The sequence below is a fragment of the Pontibacter diazotrophicus genome, assembly GCF_003367245.1.
In the GTDB taxonomy this organism is placed as follows: Bacteria; Bacteroidota; Bacteroidia; order Cytophagales; family Hymenobacteraceae; genus Pontibacter; species Pontibacter diazotrophicus.
In genome coordinates, this window is record NZ_QRGR01000084.1 from 1 (window position 1) to 814 (window position 814).

Consider the following 814-nt stretch of genomic DNA (forward strand, 5'->3'; position numbering starts at 1 on the left):
GGTAGTCCTATAAAAGTAATGAAGCAACAGAAATAACCGCAGTAGCAGTAAGATTAGGTGTCGAATCTAATTCTTACCCTCATGAACAGGTCATGTTACTACTGCGGCAGTGTGAATATAGTCAAAAACGGGAGAACCTACTACGGCAAAGCCAGGGGCAAGTGCAAGGACTGCTTAAGGCAGTTTGTCTTTGAGCGGCAGAACCAGAGTCTGAGCCGGGAGCAGAAAAGGCTCATCGAGCTGCTTTTGCTGGAGCGCATCTCCCTGGAGGGCATCTGCAGAGTGCTGGGCATTCCTGCTTACCACCTTTACCGCTACATGGATGAGCTGTACGGGGAAGTGCCGCAGGACTTGAACGCGCAGGTTGCTTGCAACTCAGAAATCCAGCTCACGTGCTATGAGTGCGAAAGCGATGAGTTGTGGAGCTTTGTCGGCTTCAAGGGCAACAAGCAATGGTTGTGGGTGGCCCAGGACAGGAAAAGCAGGCAAATAATTGCCCTGCACCTGGGAGACAGAGGCACAGCGGGGGCAAAGGGGCTGTGGGAAAACGTGCCGGAGCGTTATAGGCAGCAGGCGACTTTCTACACCGATGAGTGGGAGGCCTACAAAAAGGTGATACCGGCGGCAAGGCATGTGGCCTCTGCCAATAAGAAAGAGACAAACCATGCCGAGAGGTTCTTCTGTACCCTCAGGCAGAGATGTGCTCGCTTGGTCAGGAAATCCCTCTCCTTCTCTAAAAAGCTCGAGAGGCACCTGATGGCAATACGTTTCTTTGTGGCTAACTACAACCTAACATTACTTTTATAGAATTACC

1 protein-coding gene is annotated in these 814 nt (G+C 51.2%); it reads left to right on the plus strand.

From position 1 onward, the window contains the following. The first annotated feature begins 81 nt into the window (after positions 1–81). The gene (locus DXT99_RS26770; RefSeq protein ID WP_115568659.1) at positions 82–807 is read left to right on the plus strand and encodes an IS1 family transposase; all 726 of its coding nucleotides are present in this window, start codon (positions 82–84) and stop codon (positions 805–807) included. Positions 808–814: the final 7 nt, after the last annotated feature.

What these genes read in the sequence shown, in the direction of transcription:
- DXT99_RS26770 (WP_115568659.1), top strand. Translation starts at nt 82, where the DNA reads ATGAACAGGTCATGTTACTACTGCGGCAGTGTGAATATAGTCAAAAAC.